Below are 19,468 nucleotides of genomic sequence, written 5' to 3'. Positions count from 1 at the left end.
GGCCCTGCCCGAGGACTTCGGCGCTGAGCTTCCTCATTCGCCGACGGACGCCGTCTCGGAGCTCGCCGACGCGATGCCGGGGATGCGGGTACCGCCGCACAACCTGCAGGCCGAGCAGTCGCTGCTCGGCGCGCTGATGCTCGAGAACAGCGTCTGGGAGCAGGTTGCGGACCGGGTGCGTGAGGGTGACTTCTATCGCCAAGAGCATCAGCTGATCTTTCGCGCGGTGGCGATCCTCGCCGAGCAGGACCAGCCGTTCGATGTGATCACGCTCTCGGAGGCCCTCGAGAAGCGCAAGCTGCTCGATGATGTCGGCGGCATGGCCTACCTCGCCGAGATCGACCGGAACACCGCCTCGGCCGCCAATGCCGCACATTACGCGCGCATCGTGCGCTTCAACTCGGTGCTGCGGCAGCTCGTGCGTGCCGGCACCGGCATCGCCGATCTCGCGTTCGACACCAAGGGCCGCAGCGAGGCCGAGATCCTCGACGCCGCCGAGGCCAAGGTGTTCGAGATCGCCGAGCAGCTCACCCGCGGGGGCGGCTTCAAGTCGATCGAGGACCTGCTGACCATCGCGGTCAACAAGATCGATGAGCTCTATCACCGCGATGAGCCCATCACCGGCCTGCCCACCGGCTTCATCGATTTCGACATGAAGACCTCGGGCCTGCAGCCGTCGGATTTGATCATCTGCGCGGGTAGGCCGTCGATGGGAAAAACGAGCTTTGCTATGAACTTAGCTGAGAATGCTGCGATCAAGACGAGCAAGGGCGTGGCCGTCTTCAGCATGGAGATGCCCGGCGATGCGTTGGCGATGCGCATGATGTCGTCGCTCGGGCAGATCGACCAGCATCGGGTGCGCACCGGCAAGTTGAGCGAAGAGGACTGGCCACGACTGACCTCGGCAGTCACCATGTTGTCCCAGGCACCGATCTACATCGACGACACGCCGGCGCTGTCGCCGACCGATCTGCGCGCCCGGGTGCGCCGACTGCAGCGCGACCTCAAGCGCGAGGAGAAGGAGCTCGCGCTGATCGTAGTCGATTACCTGCAGCTGATGCAGGCGCCGCAAGAGGGCGAGAACCGCGCCACCGAGATCTCGACGATCTCGCGCTCGCTGAAATCGTTGGCAAAGGAGCTCAATGTGCCGGTCGTCGCCCTGTCGCAGCTCAACCGCAGTCTCGAGCAGCGTCCGAACAAGCGTCCGGTGATGTCGGATCTGCGTGAGTGCGTAACGGGCGAAACCCGTGTCATTCTCGCTGATGGACGCTGGCTACCCATCGCGGAACTTGTGGGCTCCACGCCTGACGTGATTGCTGTGGATGACAACCACCAGCTCGTCACCGCGAGAGCGGAGCAGGTCTGGTATACGGGGCGCAAGCCGGTATTCTCGATCAAGCTGGCGAGCGGCCGGTGTCTCCGGGCGACCGCGCAGCATCGTCTGCTAACCGGTCGTGGCTGGAAAACAGTGGAGACAATCGCTCAAGGCGATCGGCTCGCGATCGCGCGCGCGCTCGCGAGCCAAGCAGCGATCGAGGCTTGGCCCGACCACCAAGTGATTTTGCTTGCGCACCTGATTGGTGACGGCAGCTACCTCAGCGGACAGCCATTGCGATACACCACGGCGTCAGAGGACAATAGCCGCATCGTAAGCGACTGCGCATCCAATTTCGGTGTCCGTGTCAATAGGTATCAAGGACGGGGCGCCTGGCATCAGTTGGTTTTCAGTGGGAATGGAAACCGTTGGCATCCGGCCGGTGTAAATAGGTGGCTGCGTGGGCTTGGCGTATTTGGCCAGCGATCGTACGAAAAGCGTATCCCCCAAGCAATCTTCGGTCTCGATCTGCGTCAGATTGCACTTTTTCTCCAGCATCTTTGGGCCACCGATGGCACGATTTCGGTTCGTAAACCAGGTCAGCGTGGCAGCCACGCGATTCACTTGAGCACCAATAGCCGCGGCTTGGCCGAGGATGTGGCGGCACTGTTGCTGCGTTTCGGTATCGTTGCCAAGATTCAATCGGTCGACATGGCTCAATACCGCACGACCTACATGGTTTGGGTCCGAGGCGTCACGGCTCAGCGTCTTTTCTTGGATGAAATCGGAGCCTTTGGACCTCGTCAGGCTGCTGCTAGTGCGTTGCGGTTACGTCTCGAAGGGGTTTTGGCAAACCCGAATGTCGACACACTTCCGGATGAAGTGTTCGCGCAGGTCCGCCAATCGATGCAGGCGCGGGGGATCTCACAGCGACAAATGGCAAGTTTGCGCGGTACTTCTTATGGCGGCTCAGCCCATTTTCGATTTTCGCCATCGCGCAAGACCCTGATGAGCTACGCTGCTTTGCTTGGCGACGATGAATTGCGCGTCACAGCGAATAGCGGCTTGTTTTGGGACACGGTGGTTGCCGTCGAGCCCGACGGCGAAGAAGATGTCTATGATTTGACGGTCCCGGGACCAGCTTCTTGGCTGGCTGATGGGATCGTGAGTCATAACTCGGGCGCGATTGAACAGGATGCAGACGTGATCGTGTTCATCTATCGCGACGAGGTCTACAATGAGGACAGCCCTGACAAGGGCGTCGCCGAGATCATCATCGGCAAGCAGCGCAATGGCCCGATCGGCACTGTGAAGCTCGCCTTCCTCGGTCAGTACACGAAGTTCGAGAACCTCGCCGACGACCTCTACGGCGACCTCGATTACCAATGAAGCCCGGGCCTTGGGCGCGTATCGACCTCGATGCCCTGCGCGCCAACCTCGCGATCTGCCGCCGCGCCGCACCGGGCAGCCGCATCTGGGCCGTGATCAAGGCCGATGCCTATGGTCATGGGATCGGTCACTGTGCACAGGCGCTGCAGAACGCCGATGGCTACGCGGTCGCCAGGGTGCAGGAGGCGCTTGGCCTGGGTGTGCTCGGCATCGATAAGCCGATCCTGGTCATGGAAGGGATCATGGACGCTGCGGAGCTGAGCAGCGCTTTTTCGATGGGATTGGAGCTTGTCATCCATTCCCAATGGCAAGCCGAGTTGATCGACGCCCAGCTCAGTGCCCATTCCCATCCGCGCCCGTTGCGGGTTTGGATCAAGGTGGATACCGGCATGGGCCGGCTCGGCCTACTGCCGGAGCAGGTCGAGGTGTTGATCCGGCAACTGCAGCGGCTCGGATCGGCGCTCGAACTGGCCGGTTTGATGACCCATCTTGCGAATGCCGATGATCCATCGCTCCCGATGACCGAGCGGCAGTGTGAGCAGGCGAGGGCGCTCGCAGATCGGTTCGGGCTGCCGCTGTCGATCGGCAACTCGGCTGGTATGCTTGCCCACCCGGCTGCTCGTACCGATTGGGTTCGCCCAGGTATCATGCTCTACGGGGGCTCGCCGCTGCTTGGCCGGTCTGCTGAAGGTCTCGGGCTGCAGCCAGTGATGACCCTATCGAGCCAGCTGATCGCGGTGCGTCAGCTCGCACGCGGCACGCCAGTGGGCTACGGTAGCACCTATCATTGTCCCGAAGCGATGCCGGTCGGCGTGGTCGCGATCGGCTATGGCGATGGCTATCCGCGCCATGCGCCGACCGGCACGCCGGTGCTCGTGCGCGACCGACGCGCAGCGTTGATCGGTCGCGTCTCGATGGACATGATCAGCATCGATCTGCGCAACATACCGGACGCGGCCGTCGGCGATCCGGTGACCCTCTGGGGCCAAGGGCTTGCGGTAGAGGAGGTCGCTGCCCAGGTCGGCACCATCAACTATGAGCTCTTGTGCCGGTTGTCGCCGCGCGTGCGGGTTGTTCACCAGCGCGGCCAGACGACTGAACGGGCGCATGAACAGGAGGGGGGCGCTTGAGCCAGACCGCGAAGAAGGGCCGGACCCTCTACGTCTGCAACAACTGCGGCGGACAGTCGCCGAAATGGAGCGGCCGCTGTGCCGATTGTGGTGCCTGGAACAGCATCGAGCAGGTCGTGCAGCCGCCGAAGACGGCGTCGCGGACGGGCGCTGCGGGGTACGCCGGTGCTGCGGCGCAGGCCGAGGCCGCGACCGTGCATCGTCTCGCCGAGGTCGCGCCCGAGCACGAGGTGCGCCGCTCCTGCGGCATCGCCGAGCTCGACCGCGTGCTCGGCGGCGGGCTGGTGCAGGGCTCGGTGGTGCTGATCGGCGGTGACCCCGGCATCGGCAAATCGACCCTGCTGCTGCAGGCCAGCGCCGCGATCGATGCCAGCCCAGAGTTCGCGGCCGCGCGCGGCGCGGTGCTCTACGTCACCGGCGAGGAATCGCCAGAGCAGGTGAGCCTGCGCGCCCAGCGGCTCGGCCTTGCGCCCGGCAAGCTCAATCTCGTCGCTGAGACCTGCATCGAGCAGATCCTCGCCACGGCGGCGGCCGAGACGCCGCGGGTGCTGGTGATCGACTCGATCCAGACCCTATTCACCGAGGCGCTGACCTCGGCGCCGGGCTCGGTCTCGCAGGTGCGCGAGACCGCCGCCCAGCTGGTGCGCTACGCCAAGCTCACCGACACCACCGTGTTCCTGGTCGGCCATGTGACCAAGGAGGGCGCGCTGGCCGGGCCGCGCGTGCTCGAGCACATGGTCGACACCGTGCTCTATTTCGAGGGCGAGGCCGGCAACGCGCATCGTCTGGTGCGCGCGGTCAAGAACCGCTTCGGCGCGGTCAACGAGCTCGGTGTGTTCGCGATGACCGACCGCGGCCTGCGCCAGGTCTCGAACCCGTCGGCGATCTTCCTGTCACGGCATAGCGAGGCTGCACCGGGCTCGATCGTGCTGGTGACGCGCGAGGGAACGCGACCGATGCTGGTCGAGGTGCAGGCGCTGGTCGACCAGAGCCCGCTCGCCAATCCACGCCGGCTGGCGGTGGGTCTGGAGCAGAACCGCCTGGCAATGCTGCTCGCGGTGCTGCATCGCCATGGCGGCATCGCGATGTTCGATCAGGATGTCTTCGTCAATGTCGTCGGCGGCGTGCGCGTCACCGAGACCGCGGCCGATCTGGCGGTGCTGCTGGCCGTGCTCTCGAGCCATCGTGATCGGGCGTTGCCGGTCGATCTGGCGGTGTTCGGCGAGGTCGGGCTCGCCGGTGAGATCCGGCCGGTCGCGAGCGGCCCGGACCGGCTGCGCGAGGCCGCCAAGCATGGCTTCAAGCAGGCTATCGTGCCGAAAGGCAACGTCCCCAAGGGCGGCGTGGAGGGCTTGCAGATCCGCGCAGTCCTGAGCTTGCGCGAGGCCGTGGATGCGCTGTAGGACTGCAAGCCGTTCTGAGCGCGCCTAGACCAGCCCGCCAAGCCCCAGCGCCACGTCATCGAGCATCGACGGGCTGATCCGGTGCGGCGCTCCGAGCTGGAAGCGCGTTAGAACTCCTTCTACGTCAGTGGGCCGTTGCGCGTGCGGCTTGCTCGCGGGTGTAGAAGCGGCCGTCGCGAATAAACCCAGAGACCACGTCCGGGTCGATCGCGGTGACATGCCCGTGCTCATCACGCTGCTCGACCCAGGACTCGGGAAGCCCATCGAGAAGGTGGATGGGCGCCGCGCGGCCGTCGCCAAAACGCGACAGCGAGAGCTCGCCGGTGGCGCGGTTGAGATAGCCGGGGCGAAAGCCGAGACCGCGGTTGCATTGGCTGATACCCGCAGTGCTGGCATAGCGGCGATTCTCATTGCGCAGCGTCAGCTCGTTGAGGGCGCCACGCAACCGGCGCTCGCGCTCGGTGATCGGGGACTCGTGATCGAAGACTTGGGTCTGCAGTTGCTCGTCGTACATTGCCGTGCTCCTCTTGCCTTGCTTGGTATATCGGCAAGAACGAGCCGGTTCCGAGTGCCAAGCCGCGAAAAACGGGGGGCAGAGAGCAGGTTCAATCGAATTCTGCGACCCGCTGCAGATTTCGGCGTTCCAACCGGAGAGGCGTAGGGCTCGATATCGACGGTCTGCGCCGCTGGTGTCGGGAACCTGCTCGCGGTCGTCAGCACCGCGAGCTGACGGGTGCCGGCGGCAGACCGCAGGTCATGGCTCGCCGAACCGCAGCGCCCGCGCGTCGCGAGCACCGTGCATGACGCGCACGATGATGACCTCGATGTCGGTGAAGCGGTAGTACAGCGCGTAGTCGCGATGGAAGTGGATGCGCAGGCCTGCGGCCAGTCGATCTCGGCGCGAACCGATCTCGGGACGGTCCCGGACGGTCTCGAAGCGCGCCTCGATCTCCCGGACCAGCTTCGATGCCGCCGTGCGGTTATCGGCGGCGATGAAGCTCCAGATCTCGGTAAGGTCCTGCTCGGCGCTCTCGGTCAGTCGGAGCCGGCGGCGCGGCTCTGCAATCGCTCTTCTCCCCGTCGAATGATGCGCTCGGCGTCGAAGTCGCGCACGCGCCCGGCCTCGATGTCGTCGAGGCCCTCCTGGACCGCGGCAAGCAGGTCGGCGAGCTCTTGCGCTTGCAGCGCGCGCTTGTGACGCCAGTCGCGCAGGGCCTCGCGGATGATCTCGCTGCTGGAAGCGTACTCGCCCGCCTCGACGGCGCCGCGCACGGTCTGGGCCATCTCGGGTGTGAGGGTGATGGTGATGCGTTCCATAGTGTTCATACGTATGAACATATCATACGGTCGGCGATGTACGCCCGTGGGAACGGCGATGCACAGGACGTTCTCGGGCAGCGCGCCCATCTGGTCGAGGCTCCCCAGGGCCAGCGGATGGTCGGCGAAGAATCGCAGCCAGGCTGGGTGCCGCCCAGCTCGTCGACGGCGCTCAGCATCTTCTTGGTCGGGAAACACGAAGACGCGTCACGGCCAGTCAGGACGCGGGTTCTGGCCATCCTGACCCCCTTCCTGAATTGCGCATAATGTATATTATGTAAAATAAACCATCTCGGTCCACTGAGCGCTCAGCATGGTCGTGCTAGCATGCTGGCTTTCCTACTGGTACCTCGCTGGTACCTCGCGCCGTGACTGAACATCATCCCCGCAAGCGCTTCGGCCAGAACTTCCTCCATGATCCCAGCGTTATCCACCGTATCCTCAACGCAATTGCAGTTCAGCCAAATCAACATCTCGTCGAGATCGGTCCAGGGCAAGGAGCGCTGACCGATGGATTGTCCGCGTTGGCCGATAGGCTTGATGCCATCGAGATCGACCGGGATCTGATTGGGCCACTCACTAGGCGGTTTGGGAGCGATAACGATCTCGACCTCGATCCGTCTGCAGAAGCAGCCATCGCATCCGCCGGTCAGGGCTCAGGTTTTCGCATCCACAATGTGGATGCCCTAACCTTCGATCTTTGCTCGTTGCAGTCGCCTCCGTCCGAATCGAAGCTGCGCCTCGTCGGTAACCTGCCGTACAACATCTCGACACCATTGCTGTTCCGGTTCCTGGAGCAAGCGGACTGCATCGAGGATATGCATCTCATGTTACAGAAGGAGGTCGTCGATCGGATCGTGGCGGCGCCTGGCACCAGGGTCTACGGCCGGCTCTCGGTCATGGTGCAGAGTTATTGTAGCGCCGAGCGTCTTTTCACTGTCGCGCCAGGTGCCTTTCGGCCGGCCCCGAAGGTCAGCTCGGCCGTTGTTCGGCTTCGCCCTCACCGCCCGCTGCCCTACCCGATCGTCGATCCCATCTGGCATGCACAGATCGTGGCGGCAGCCTTTGGGCAACGCCGTAAGACGCTGCGCAACAGCCTGTCCAACCTGATGACCGCGGATCAGATGGCCGCCGTCGGGACCGACCCCGGCACGCGCGCCGAGAGACTTTCGATCGCCGACTTCGCCAGCCTTGCGAATGCCTCGACCGCTTGCATTGGGCAGGAAATACCCTGAGGTTAGAAAGCGTTTTGACGCCAAGACTGATGAGGAGCAGATGATGAACGACGAGGTTTCCGAGCCCCAGAATCCGGATGACGCGTCCACTCAGGATGACGAGATCAAACTGGCCCGCGCGCGTGATGTCCTGCCGTCGTTGATCCATCTGCTGCCAGTCGCCTCGCGGCCGTTCTTCCCTGGGCAGGCGGTGCCGCTCTTGATGGATGCCGAGCACTGGCTGCCGACGATGAAGGCGGTCGGCGAGACCGAGCACAAGGTGCTGGGCGTCGTGCTGGTCGCGAGCGAGACCTCAGAAGAGGCCAAGACCGGCGATTTCGAAGACGTCGGAACCGCTTGTCGTGTCCATCGCGTGCACAGCGAGGAAGGCAAGCTCCAGGTCCTGGTGGAATGCCTGCAGCGTTTTCGGATCGAGTCCTTCGCCAACCGTAAGCGGCCATTCTCAGCGCGCGTGGAGTACATGCCGGAACCGTCTCCCGAGCCGGAGGACCAGATCAAGGCCTACGCGATGGCCGTGATCAACACCATCAAGGAGCTGCTGCCGCTGAATCCACTCTATGTCGAGGAACTGCGCATGTTCCTCGACCGCTTCGGCCCGGATGATCCGTCGCATCTGGCCGACTTCGCCGCCAGCCTGACCACCTCGAGCAAGGAGCAGTTGCAGGAGGTGCTCGAGGCCGTGCCGTTGATGAAACGGATGGAGAAGGTGCTGGTGCTGCTCAACAACGAGCTCGAGCTGGCCAAGGCACAGCACTCGATCAGGCAGTCGGTCGAGGAACGAATGCAGAAGCAGCAGCGCGAGTTCTTCCTCAAGGAGCAGCTGAAGGCGATCCAAAAGGAGCTCGGCATCGCCAAGGACGACCGCACCGCCGAGGTGGACAAGTTCAAGGAGCGCCTCGCGAAGCTGACGCTGACCGAGGAGGCGCAGAAGCGCGTCGACGAGGAGATGGAGAAGCTCGCGATGCTCGAGACCGGCTCACCCGAGTACTCGGTCACGCGCAACTATCTGGACTGGATCACGCTCTTGCCCTGGGGCCAGCACTCCAAGGACAAGCTCGATCTCAAGCGCGCGCGCCGCGTGCTCGACCGCGACCACTACGGGCTCGACGACGTCAAGCAGCGCATCCTCGAGTTCTTGGCGGTCGGGATTCACAAGAGCGAGATCGCCGGCTCGATCATCCTGCTGGTCGGCCCGCCCGGTGTCGGCAAGACCTCGATCGGGCGCTCGATCGCCGATACCCTCGGCCGGCGTTTCTACCGCTTCTCGGTGGGCGGCATCCGCGACGAGGCCGAGATCAAGGGCCACCGCCGCACCTACATCGGCGCGATGCCCGGCAAGTTCCTGCAGGCGGTCAAGGATGCCGGCACCGCGAACCCGGTGATCATGCTCGATGAGATCGACAAGATCGGCGCTAGCTATCATGGCGATCCGGCCTCGGCCCTGCTCGAGGTGCTCGACCCGGAGCAGAACGTCGATTTCCTCGACCACTATCTCGACCTACGCTTCGATCTCTCGAAGGTCTTGTTCGTCTGCACCGCCAACCAGACCGACAGCATCCCCGGCCCGCTGCTCGATCGCATGGAGGTGATCCAGCTCGCCGGCTACATCGCCGATGAGAAGCTCGCGATCGCGAAGAAATACCTATTGCCACGCCAGATCGAACGCGCCGGGCTGCCGAAGAACACGGTCAAGCTCAAGACCAAGACCCTGCGCGCACTGATCGAGGGTTATGCGCGCGATGCCGGCGTGCGCCGGCTTGAGAAGCAGATCGGCAAGATCGTGCGCAAGGTCGCGGTGAAGATGCTCGAGGGCGCCGAGACGCCGGTCGACGTCGGCGCCGACGAGCTCAAGGATTATCTCGGCAGTCCGGTGTTCCGCGACGAGCGCAAGCTCTCCGGCCCCGGTGTCGTCACTGGGCTCGCCTGGACTGCGATGGGCGGCGCGACCTTATCGATCGAGGCGGTGCGCACGCACGAGTACAGCCGCGGCTTCAAGCTGACCGGTCAGCTCGGCGACGTGATGAAGGAATCGGCCGATATCGCCTACGGCTATGTCGTCAGTCACGCCGCCGAATTCGGCACCGACGCCAGCTTCTTCGAGAAGGCATTCATCCATCTGCATGTGCCGGCCGGCGCAACACCGAAGGACGGCCCCTCGGCCGGCATCACGATGGCCTCCGCCCTGCTCTCGCTGGCGCGGAACGAACCGGCCCGGCGCATCGCGATGACCGGCGAGCTGACCCTGACCGGCGAGGTGTTCCCGATCGGCGGCGTGCGCGAGAAGCTGATCGCCTCGCGTCGCGCCGGGATCAAGGAGATCCTGCTTCCCGAGGACAACCGCGGCGAGTTCGACGAGGTGCCCGACCACGTCAAGAAGGGCCTGAAGGTCCACTTCGTCAGCCGCTTCGAGGAGGTGGTCGAACTGCTGTTCCAGTGATCGCCGATGCGACCGCGCGCTTCAAACGCGCGCCGGACGAGCTTGTCGCTGGCTTGTCTCGACTCAGCGGCGAGCCGCGTCGCCGCCCTCGGTGGGTTGATCGGGAACGGGTTCTCCCAAGAGCTGCTCGCTGAGCTCGGTGACGGCTTGAAACAGCCGATCCGGGGCCCGTGCGCATAACACGGATTCGCAATTGTAGCCCCAGGCCACGGCGCCGGCGGTGGCACCCGCGCGGCGGGCGGCCTCGATATCGCGGACCTCGTCACCGATATAGATCATCGCGGCGGTCGGGACGCCGGTGCGCCGGCTCAGACGTTTGAGGCGTTGCGCCTTGCCGTTGAGCGCGGCCCCGCATTCGAAGGCATCGATGCCGGCACAAAGCTCGGGGCCTAGCACGGCGCGGATGTTTTCACGCGCGTTCGAGCTGATGATCGCGACGCGCCGATCGCTCGCCGCGAGCCGACTGAGCAGCGGCGCAATTCCCTCGAAGAGCGCGATTCGAGCGATGTCGCGGGTCATCCGACGGCGCAGGTCGCGTGCGATCCAGGGGATCTTCCAACGCGGCACCTGCAGCTGGCGAAAGATCGCGTCGGCGCTCAGGCGCCGCAGCCGCGCCGCCTCCTCGTCCGTCACCTGACGGAAGCCCCAGTCACGGGCAACCGCATTGAGCTCGGCCGCAAACCAGGGGAAGCTATCGGCAAGGGTGCCGTCGAAATCGAACACGATCAGCTGGGGTTGGACCCAGTCTGGTCCTCTGCGCTCCGCGTCGTTCGCCTTGCTCGACCTGAAAATCGCCATTCGTACTCACCCTCGGACATGCCGCTCCCCTCGACACTGAGCCTGTCGCTTTCGACGTCTTGCGGCTGACGGTCAGGCGGAACCGGTCTCAGCGCAACGACCGAGATGCAACCAGAAAAAGGCCCTCCGCCCCGAGACCCCGCCGATGGAAGTCCTCGAGATCGCTCCGCTCATGTTCACGCTCGCGCTCGCCGCCGGCCTGATCGATGCCATCGCCGGCGGTGGTGGCCTGATCACGGTACCGGCCTTGCTTTGGGCTGGGCTGCCGCCGGTCGGTGCGCTCGCGACCAACAAGGCGCAGGCGGTCTGGGGCTCGTTCGCGGCGACCGCTCACTTCGTGCGTCAGGGTGCCATCGCGCTGCGCCCGGTCGTGTTCACGGTCGTTTGCACCTTCGTCGGCGCGGCGCTTGGTGCCCTATCGGTTCAACATCTCAGCACCGAGCTGCTCGAGCAGTTGGTGCCGATCCTGCTGATCGGCTTCGCGCTGTACTTTCTGGTCTCGCCGCGGGTCTCTGACCTCGATTCGCACCAGCGTATCCGCGTTCCTGCCTATGCACTGACCGTTGGATTTGGCGTCGGTTTCTACGATGGCTTCTTCGGGCCCGGAACCGGGACCTTCTTCGCGATGGGCTATGTCGCCCTGCTCGGCTTCGGAATGCGGCGCGCGACCGCGCATGCGAAGCTGCTGAACTTCACCAGCAACCTCGCCGCCCTGCTCTTCTTCCTCGCTGGCGGCCATATCGTCTGGGCGTTGGCGCTGGTGATGGCAGTCGGGCAGCTCATCGGCGGCTGGCTGGGGGCGCATCTGGTGCTCCGGCACGGCGCGCGGCTGGTCCGGCCGGTCTTGGTGATCGCGTCGATCGCGGTCTCGTTGAAGCTGCTGCTGAGTGGCTGAACCCGTTGGTCATTCACCCGGTTTCCAGTCGGGTTCGTTGGCCCAGGCGATCACGTCCTGGTCGTAAGGCGCTGTTTGGGTCATGATCGCTCTGGCTCGTCTGCCATCAGGCCAACGGCGACAATTCAGCCTTGATCCTGCCGAAATCAATCGATGCGCTCAACCCTGTTCACAACTACCCCGTCCGCCGATCGACACCGCCGGCTGCTGCTGATCGGCTACGGCGCCACGGTCTTCCTGAGCTCGGGGCTGCTGCTGGTGCTCGAGATCGTTGCCGGCCGGCTCGCGGCGCCCTACGTCGGCGTCTCGCTCTACACCTGGACCGCGATCATCGGCGTCATCCTCGCTGGGCTGTCGCTCGGCAACTGGCTCGGCGGACGCTGGGCCGATCGCGGCGCCGGCGCAGGCAGCGCGGGTCTCGTGCTCGGCGCCGCGGGCCTCTATTGCATCCTCGCCTTGCTCGTGATCGATCCGCTCGGTGCCGCCTTGCAAGGCGCCGGGGTGAGTCTGCTGGGCGCAAGCTTCGCGTTCGCGGCCGGTCTGTTCTTCATACCGGCCGCGCTGATCGGCGTCGTTACCCCGTTGCTGACGACCCTGGCGCTGCGGCTCGATCCGCGCGCTGGCCATGTGGTCGGGCGGATGCACGCGCTCGCGGCGATCGGCAGCATCCTCGGCACCTTTGCTGCCGGCTGGCTGCTCGTGCAGTTCCTGGGCTCGCGCCTCGTCGTCTTGGTCTCAGGCCTGCTGTTGCTCGCGCTCGGGCTGCCGTTCCTGCGCGGGATCGCGCGCTGGCGCTGGTGGGTGCTCGCGGCAGCGACCCTGCTCGCGGCCGGCCTCGGGTTGCGCTCGGCGCTGGCTGCGAGCTGCGATCGCGAGAGCCGCTATTTCTGCATGCGGGTCGTCGATCAGTCCCCGCTGGCACCGTTCGGCGAGGCGCGCGGGCTGGTGTTGGATCATCTGCTCCACGGCATCAACCATCGCCAAGACCCGGCATTGCTGATCGCCCCCTATGTCCATGCGATCGATGAGCTGGCCTATGCCCACTTTGGGGAGGACTATGACGCCGGCCTGCGCTGGTTCTTCGCCGGCGGTGGTGCCTATAGCCTGCCGCGCGCGCTCGGGGTGCTGAGCCCGAGCTCCGAGATCCTGGTCGCCGAGCTCGACCCGCGGGTGACGCGGCTGGCCGAGGAGCGCCTGTTCCTCGACCCGTCCGCGCTGCACATCGTCCATCGCGATGCCCGCCTCGCGTTGCGCGATGCAGGCCGCGTGTTCACTGAGCGGTTCGCTGATCCCTCGTCGGGTCGGGCATCTGACCGAGCCGCCGACCAGGCACCTGGCCGGACACCCGATCGCGCGCATAATCGGACACTTGACCGAGCACCTGATCCGGCGCCTGACGGAGCGCCCAGCCGGGCATCCGACCGGGCATCCGACCGGGCATCGGATCGCGCCCCGCTGCGCTTCGATGTGATCGTCGGCGACGTCTTCCACGATGTCGCGATCCCACAGCATCTGGTTACCCGCGAGTTCGCGGCCTTGGTCAAATCGCGGCTGAGGCCCGATGGACTCTACGTCATGAACGTGGTCGACGCCTTCCCGGACCCGCGCCTGATCAAGAGCATCGCCAAGACCCTGGCGACCGAATTTCGCGCGGTCGACCTCTGGATGGAGGGTGTGCCCAAGGACCCGCGTGTGACCTTCGTCGTCACCGCCAGCAATGGGCAACGCCTACCGAAGACCGTGACCGCCCGTACCGGCCCGCCGCGGGCCTGGAGCCGGATGACCGAGGCGATCCTCGGCTATGGTAGCGATCCTGAACGGCTGCCGGTGCTGACCGATGACTACGCGCCGGTCGAGCGGCTGATCGCCGATCTGCTGATCGGTCAGGACGGCTGAGTGCGCACTGAACCAGCGAGAGTTTACTGATGGCAAGCAAGCATCCCTGGCGCCGGGTCAAGCTGATCTCGCTCGTCGCCATCCCGCTGTTGGTCTTGATCGCATTGCCGATCAGTGCACTGGTGTATGCCGATGTGGTTGTCGACATCTGGTGGTACCAGTCACTCGACCTAGGGTTCTATTTCTGGCAACGACTGCTCTACAGCTATGTCGTGTTCGCCGTCTTCACCGCGCTGTTCTTCCTCTTCTTCTATTCTAATTTCCGCATTGCGGCGCGCTATATGCGGGCCAAACGGCTCGGCCCGGCCAAGCTCCTGCTGCGGCTGCGACTGCGACGCAAAAGGAAGCGCGCGACACCGAAGAATGCGCTGGTGCTGACTACCCAAAGCGAGCGGCAGCGCGACCGCCTCAGCCCGCTGAATTGGCTCATCCTTGGGCTGCACAAGCTGGCGATCCTGGTGTCCCTGCTGTTGGCGATCGTGCTCGCCTATCCGCTGTATTCTCAGTGGGAAGAGACGTTGTTGTTCCTCTTCGCTCCAGAGGCCGGGGTCGTTGATCCGGTCTATGGTCAGGACATCAGCTTTTATCTGTTCGCATTACCGCTCTTTCGTGACATCCTGCTAGAGGTGTTCTTTGCGCTGGCCGTGCTGCTGGTGATCCTCGGCCTGATCTATTACCTGCAGCACCAGGAGCTCAAGAAGCGCGGCCTGAATATCGCAGCCGGCGCCAGGCGGCACCTCAGCATGATCGTTGCACTGATGTTCGCTGTCGGCATCACGGAATTGCTGTTCCAGCGCTACATGCTGCTCTATGGCGATCGCCATACTCCGCTCTTCTTCGGGCCCGGCTACACCGAGATGACGATCGTGCTGCCGCTGATCTGGGCGTCGATGTTGATGCTGCTCGCCCTCGGCGTCAGCAGCATTGTCTATCTCAACAGCAAGCGCGGGCTGTCGGCCGTAGTGGTCTTCGCAGTGCTGCTGACAGGAACCCTCGGCCTGCGATACTGGGAGGCCCTTCCCGAAACGATCCAGGACTATCTGGTCGAGCCGGATGAGCTGGCACGGCAACAGCCCTACATCGAGCACAATATCGCCGCCACCCTGGATTCGTTCGCTTTGGACGAGGTCGAGATGCGCCCCTATCGGGTGGCGATCGAGGCGGAAGCTGCCGAAGATGCCGACCCCAACGACATCGATCCGGCCGCGCTGCGCAATGTTCCGGTGTGGGATCGCGAGATGCTGATCGATGTCTATCGCGAACTGCAGGAGATCCGCAGCTATTACAGCTTCCTCTCGGTGAACACCGATCGCTATACCATCGACGGGCGGTATCAGCAGGTCTTCCTCGCCGCGCGGGAACTGGATTTCGAGCAGTTGCCGCAGGACTCGCAGAACTGGGTCAATCGCTGGTTCCGCTATACCCACGGCTACGGCGCCGTGATGTCCCCCGCGGCCCAGGTCGGCGAGGAGGCCATGGAATGGTACCTGAAGGACCTGCCGCCGCGCTCCGACCATGGCTTGACGATCGAAGAGCCCGGCATCTATTACGGCATGCAGGATCTCCATGATGTGATCGCCCCCAATGCGCTCGGGGAGATCTCCTATCCCGGCGCCACCGGCGTGGTGCAGGACGATTATCGCGCCGACACCGCGATCCCGATCGATGGCTGGTTCCGACGCGCCGTGTTCGCGCTCCATTACCGCGATTACCGGCTGTTCTTCACCACCGCCATCGAGGCCGACAGCCAGATCCTCATCCGCCGCAACGTACCGAGCACCATTCGCCAGATCACCCCGTTCCTGGAACTCGACGATGATCCCTATCTGGTGGTGACGCCGGAGCACCTGTACTGGATCCTCGATGCCTATACGCTCTCCGATCGCTATCCCTATGCCGAGCCGGTGAACCGCAATGTCGGCGCCCACCCCGATCATGGCATGGCAAGCCCGATCGCGAAGGAATTCAACTATATCCGCAACTCGGTGAAGATCGTGGTCGATGCCTACACCGGGGAGATGACCTACTATCTCGCCGATCCGAGCGACCCGATCGCACGCGCCTACCAGCGGATGTATCCCGGCCTGCTCAAGGAGATGGACCAGTTTCCAGAGGCCTTGCGGGCGCATATCCGCTACCCGCAGGACCTGTTCACGACCCAGATGCAGGTCTACGCCAAATATCATCAGACGGACCCGGCGGTCTTCTATGCCCAGGAAGACCGCTGGATGTTTCCGCGCATTGTGCGCGAAGACAGCGTCGAGACGCTTTGGCCCTATTACGTCACGCTGAACCTGATCGACCGCTCGCGTTTCGAGCACCTGCTGCTGGCGCCGCTGAACCCCAAGGGACGCGACAACATGCGCGCCTTTGCGGTGGTGAGCTCGGATGCGGAGAACTATGGCCGCATCATCGTCTACAGCCTGCCCACCGGGATGCTGGTGCTGGGGCTGTCGCAGATCGATGCGCTGATCGAGCAGGATTCCACGATCGCTGAGCAATTCACGCTCTGGGGACGCGGCGGCGCCGAGATCGAGCGCGGCAAGCTGATCCTGATCCTGCTCGATGAGGTCATCACCTATGTGCAGCCGGTCTATCTGCAGGCCGCGCAGGGTGTGACCATCCCTCAGCTCAAGCGGGTGATCGTCAGTCAGCGCGGCAAGGTGGCGATGGCGCCCTCGCTGGAAGAGGCGGTCGCCGCGCTCCGCGAGCGGCAGCGCCGGGACAGGGCGCGCGCAGGAGCGGCGCCGGGGGTCCAGGAACGGGCGCCGCAGCCCGACTCGGGCACCGAGGCAGACGCTGCCGCATCGGGCGAAGCGGCAACGACCGCCGCTGAGGCGCTCAGCGGCGGGAGCCGTCCCAACGCGCCCAGCGGGTCGGGTCCGCGCCCTGGCTGAGCGCCAGTCCGATCTGCTGCCTGGCCTTGAGCTCATCGCTGTGGCCGAGGCCGGTCTCGTTGCTGCCGACGTAGTAGAGCCGCCAGGAGCCATCATCCATCGCGACGACACAGGGGGCGCCCACCGCGAACGCATCCCAGGCCCCGGACCCGCTCGGCGCATGGGCGAACACCGAGCCGTCCGGTTCCGGCCCCGGCCGCCGCGTCCAATGCACGCCATCCTCGGATTCGGCCAGCCCGATCGAGTGCCCATTGCCGGCGACGCCCTCGTAGAACATCAGCCAGCGGTCTTGGTGCCGGAGCACGCAGCGCGTGCCGATGCCGAGCGCGTCGAAGGCGTCCGGCTCGCCGGGGCCAAGCACCTGGCCGCGCTTGTGCCAATGCAGGCCATCGCTTGATTCGGCCAGCCCGACGCCGAACACCATCCGCGCCGGATCGAGGCTGTGATAGTAGAGCCGCCAGAGGTCGGTGCGGACCTGCACCACCTGCGGCCAGCCACAGGTGGCGGCATCGAACTCGCTGTGGCCGCCGAAATCCAGCAGCGCGCCCTGATGCGGACCGTCCAGACGCTGCCAATGCACCCCGTCGCGCGAGATCGCGCAGCCAGGGCGCAGCTTGAGCCCCTTGACATCGAAGCGTCCGATGCGAAAGCGGCTGTGGTCACCGCCGAAATACCACATCCAATAGAGACCGTCGCGCCGCACCACCTGGCTGCAGCCGAGATGGGTCGAATCGAACCGCTCCGGGTGTGGATGCACGTCGAGCACGGCCCCCTGGGTCAAGGGTCCCGAGACCCGCTCCCAATGCAGTCCATCCTCGGATTCGGCCAGCCCGACGCGGCCGGTCGGCAGGTTGATCTCGGGGTCGAAGCCCTGATCGCGGCCGTAATACCACATGCGCCAGCGCCCGTCGGGCTCGCGCAAGACGCAGGGGCCCGAGACGCGCTCGTCGTCCCAATGGCCGCTCGGTCCGGGGCCGAGCAGCAATCCCGGATGCCGCGCGTGATGCGGATCGGTTGTCGTCATCCTGCAGCCTCGCTGATCTGTATCAAAAACCGGTCACCTCGGGCGCGGCTGACGCCCCCAAGGCGATGATCCCGAACGCCGACCCGTGTACGCTCCCCGCCTGCCGTTGGCGGGTCGACCGGGACCGTTCGTCCCGCGTCGGATTGCGATGACCGGCGCGGCGACGAGTGCACCCAAGCCAACGAGCCCACACCGGTGAGTCCACACCAGTGAGCCCAGACGTCCGAGCACGATACAACGCCTTGACAATCGAGACATGACGCAACGTATTCGATGGCTCGGCCGCTGCGGCCCCTTATTCCTGCTCGCGCCCATCATGGCCTGGAGCGCAGCCGAAGCCTCGTCCACCCAGTCCCGCGACGCGCTGAGCCGGGACCGCGACTGGGACAGCGACTGGAACACCGACTGGGGCGGCGATCTGCGCCTGCGCCAGGTCTTCATCGGCAACGTCGGCCTGAATGACGACGCGGCCATCGCCGACCGGACCTTCCAGCGCTATCGCGGCCGGCTTTGGGGCCGCACTGCGCCGACCACTTGGCTCGCCGCCGACGCCCGCCTGATCTGGGAAGGTCGGCACTACAACAAGCCCGAGGCCGCCGACTGGCCGGTGCCCGGCTTCGAGACCTGGTACTCGGGGGGCGTGCTGTTCGATCGCCTCGCGCTCAGCTTCGACCAACCTGCCGACCTGCCGTTCAGTCTCAAGCTCGGCCGCCAGGACCTGGTCTTCGGCCACGGCTGGCTCGTGCTCGAGGGCACGCCGCTGGACGGCTCACGGACGATCTACTTCGACGCCGCGCGCGCCACGCTGGATCTGGATGCGATCGAGACGGTGCTGGACCTGGTCTACATCGACCAGAATGCCGACACCGGCCGCTTCCCACGGCCGTTCAACGACGCGATCGAGGACCAGACCGAGCAGCACGAGACCGGCGTCATCGCCTATGCGCGCAACCGCGCGCTACTCCCGGGCCGCGATCTCGACGGCTATTTCATCTATCAGCATGACCGCCCGCACCCGACCCCGCGCAGCATCCGCGTCAACAACGGCGCCCCCTTCCCGTCCTCGAGCGATGCCGGCGACCTCTACACCATCGGGCTGCGCGTCGACGGGGACCTTGCGCCGGGCTGGAGCGGCCGGGCCGAGGGCGCCTATCAATGGGGCGAGCTGAACCAGCGCACGGTGAACGCCTTCGGCCTCAACGCGCAGCTCGCCTATGCCTTCGATGATCCGCTGCAGAACCGCCTGCGTGCGGACCTCGAGTATCTCTCGGGCGATGATCCCGACGACGCCACCGATCAGGCCTTTGATCCGCTCTGGGGCCGCTGGCCGCAGTGGAGTGAGCTGATGATCTATCAATGGCCGCTCGAGACCCGCGTGGCGCAGGCGACGAACCTGTTCCGGCTCAACCTCGGCTGGGCCGCCCAGGTGCATCCGACCACCCTGCTCACATTCGACTATCACGCCTTGTTCGCCAATGAAGAGAGCACGCGGACGCCCGCCCAACTCGTCAACCTATCGGGCGACGGCCGGTTTCGCGGCCATCTGCTCACCGCCTGGCTCAAGGCCAAGCTCCATGAGCATCTGTCCGGCCACCTCGTCGCCGAGTATCTGGCGCCCGGTGAGTTCTACGCCGCGCATCGACGCGATGATGCCTATTTCGTCCGCGCCGAGCTGGTGCTGAACTGGTGACCCCGCCCGCTCGACCCTGATCCGAGAGACTGTTGGTAGACG

Annotated in this window: 14 protein-coding genes; 9 read left to right on the top strand and 5 right to left on the bottom strand. The window is 65.0% G+C overall.

The window, feature by feature from the left end; all coding sequences use genetic code 11:
* Positions 1-73 precede the first annotated feature (73 nt).
* Genes CKO40_RS13995 through radA form a run of 3 tightly spaced genes read left to right on the top strand, consistent with a single transcriptional unit; the run spans position 74 to position 5,237 of the window.
* Positions 74-2,704, top strand: coding sequence for a replicative DNA helicase (locus CKO40_RS13995; RefSeq protein WP_200346873.1), 2,631 nt, complete (start codon positions 74-76; stop codon positions 2,702-2,704).
* Positions 2,701-3,834 (top strand): alanine racemase, encoded by a 1,134-nt coding sequence (alr, locus tag CKO40_RS13990; protein WP_200346846.1) that lies wholly within the window; start codon positions 2,701-2,703, stop codon positions 3,832-3,834. The genes CKO40_RS13995 and alr overlap by 4 nt, the downstream gene beginning before the upstream one ends.
* The gene (gene radA / locus CKO40_RS13985) at positions 3,831-5,237 is read left to right on the top strand and encodes a DNA repair protein RadA (RefSeq protein WP_200346845.1); all 1,407 of its coding nucleotides are present in this window, start codon (positions 3,831-3,833) and stop codon (positions 5,235-5,237) included. Before alr ends, radA begins: the two co-directional genes overlap by 4 nt.
* A gap of 124 nt (positions 5,238-5,361) precedes the next feature.
* On the opposite strand, the gene CKO40_RS13980 is transcribed toward radA, so the two are convergent.
* The 3 genes from CKO40_RS13980 to CKO40_RS13970 form a co-directional block, all read right to left on the bottom strand.
* Complete coding sequence (locus CKO40_RS13980; protein ID WP_200346844.1) at positions 5,362-5,751, bottom strand: hypothetical protein; 390 nt, start codon at positions 5,749-5,751, stop codon at positions 5,362-5,364.
* A gap of 240 nt (positions 5,752-5,991) precedes the next feature.
* On the bottom strand, positions 5,992-6,231 hold the full coding sequence (locus tag CKO40_RS25370) for a type II toxin-antitoxin system RelE/ParE family toxin (RefSeq protein WP_420827382.1): 240 nt from the start codon (positions 6,229-6,231) through the stop codon (positions 5,992-5,994).
* 41 nt (positions 6,232-6,272) lie between these two features.
* The gene (locus CKO40_RS13970; protein WP_242477043.1) at positions 6,273-6,554 is read right to left on the bottom strand and encodes a type II toxin-antitoxin system ParD family antitoxin; all 282 of its coding nucleotides are present in this window, start codon (positions 6,552-6,554) and stop codon (positions 6,273-6,275) included.
* A 368-nt stretch (positions 6,555-6,922) separates the two neighbouring features.
* On the opposite strand from CKO40_RS13970, the gene rsmA reads away from it, so the two are divergent.
* Positions 6,923-7,789 carry a 16S rRNA (adenine(1518)-N(6)/adenine(1519)-N(6))-dimethyltransferase RsmA gene (gene rsmA, locus CKO40_RS13960; protein ID WP_200346841.1) on the top strand — a complete coding sequence of 289 codons (867 nt, stop codon included), beginning with the start codon at positions 6,923-6,925 and terminating at the stop codon, positions 7,787-7,789.
* Between the two features lie 43 nt (positions 7,790-7,832).
* The gene (lon, locus tag CKO40_RS13955; protein WP_242477042.1) at positions 7,833-10,226 is read left to right on the top strand and encodes an endopeptidase La; all 2,394 of its coding nucleotides are present in this window, start codon (positions 7,833-7,835) and stop codon (positions 10,224-10,226) included.
* Between the two features lie 63 nt (positions 10,227-10,289).
* Here lon and CKO40_RS13950 read toward each other — a convergent pair whose 3' ends face one another.
* Positions 10,290-11,024, bottom strand: a complete 735-nt coding sequence (locus CKO40_RS13950; RefSeq protein ID WP_200346839.1) for an HAD hydrolase-like protein — start codon at positions 11,022-11,024, stop codon at positions 10,290-10,292.
* 145 nt (positions 11,025-11,169) lie between these two features.
* On the opposite strand from CKO40_RS13950, the gene CKO40_RS13945 reads away from it, so the two are divergent.
* The 3 genes from CKO40_RS13945 to CKO40_RS13935 all read left to right on the top strand — a co-directional run bounded on the left by CKO40_RS13945 (position 11,170) and on the right by CKO40_RS13935 (position 16,712).
* Positions 11,170-11,919: a TSUP family transporter gene (locus CKO40_RS13945; RefSeq protein WP_200346838.1), complete on the top strand. Its 750-nt coding sequence runs from the start codon at positions 11,170-11,172 to the stop codon at positions 11,917-11,919.
* A 153-nt stretch (positions 11,920-12,072) separates the two neighbouring features.
* Positions 12,073-13,815: a fused MFS/spermidine synthase gene (locus CKO40_RS13940; protein WP_200346837.1), complete on the top strand. Its 1,743-nt coding sequence runs from the start codon at positions 12,073-12,075 to the stop codon at positions 13,813-13,815.
* Between the two features lie 29 nt (positions 13,816-13,844).
* A complete protein-coding gene (locus CKO40_RS13935) occupies positions 13,845-16,712 on the top strand; it encodes a UPF0182 family protein (RefSeq protein ID WP_200346836.1) in 2,868 nt (955 codons plus the stop codon).
* Here the strand turns inward: CKO40_RS13935 and CKO40_RS13930 are convergent.
* Complete coding sequence (locus tag CKO40_RS13930; protein ID WP_200346835.1) at positions 16,657-17,736, bottom strand: glycoside hydrolase family protein; 1,080 nt, start codon at positions 17,734-17,736, stop codon at positions 16,657-16,659. The two genes, CKO40_RS13935 and CKO40_RS13930, sit on opposite strands and share 56 nt — an antisense overlap.
* A gap of 256 nt (positions 17,737-17,992) precedes the next feature.
* On the opposite strand from CKO40_RS13930, the gene CKO40_RS13925 reads away from it, so the two are divergent.
* The gene (locus tag CKO40_RS13925; RefSeq protein WP_242477041.1) at positions 17,993-19,426 is read left to right on the top strand and encodes an alginate export family protein; all 1,434 of its coding nucleotides are present in this window, start codon (positions 17,993-17,995) and stop codon (positions 19,424-19,426) included.
* Positions 19,427-19,468: the final 42 nt, after the last annotated feature.

The organism is Halochromatium glycolicum (assembly GCF_016584085.1).
In the GTDB taxonomy this organism is placed as follows: domain Bacteria; phylum Pseudomonadota; class Gammaproteobacteria; order Chromatiales; family Chromatiaceae; genus Lamprobacter; species Lamprobacter glycolicus.
The sequence above is the reverse complement of the archived record's forward strand: the minus strand, read 5'-3'. Positions and strand labels throughout refer to the sequence as shown.